At 76.0% G+C, this 492-nt stretch carries 1 protein-coding gene; it reads right to left on the reverse strand.

The annotated features are described in order from the left end of the window. The coding region (locus tag B8460_RS19475) for a DUF5666 domain-containing protein (RefSeq protein ID WP_241771248.1) at window positions 1–435 on the reverse strand (435 nt) is incomplete at its 3' end. Window positions 436–492: the final 57 nt, after the last annotated feature.

Here is a 492-nt window from a genome sequence, read left to right on the forward strand (position 1 = left end):
GGTCAGCAGGTGGCCATGCACGCGCACCCGGCCGGGCGGGGCGCGGTCGATCCGCGAGGCGGCGATGTCGCCGGCGGGCGTGCGCAGCCCGCTGACCGCGATCCAGTCGCCCGGGCGCGCCGGCACCGCACGCCATGTTGCGTCCGTGACGGTGACCGTCTGCCCCGCCACCAGCAGCTTTTGTCCATCCGCCAGCACCCGGCTGACCGGGCCCGTCACCTCATGGCGGACCGACACCGCCTGCGCCGTGAGGGCGTCGCCCTGGCCGACGCTCCCGACCAGGGCCAGCTGTCCGGCACGGAGGTCGGCGATGCGCCCCGGCGCGCCGTCGATCCGCACCGGCGTCGTCGCCGGCAGCGCCACCTCCAGCCCATCGACGCACAGACTGGCGAAGCCGGTGACGACGCCGACGATGCCGGTATCCGCGCCGCCCATATCCGTCCCTCCGATCCCCGTCCCGCCGATGCCGCGTTCGGCGAAGGCGGGGCCGCC

Origin of the sequence: Acidisphaera rubrifaciens HS-AP3 (genome assembly GCF_000964365.1) — a bacterium.
Taxonomy (GTDB): Bacteria; Pseudomonadota; Alphaproteobacteria; order Acetobacterales; family Acetobacteraceae; genus Acidisphaera; species Acidisphaera rubrifaciens.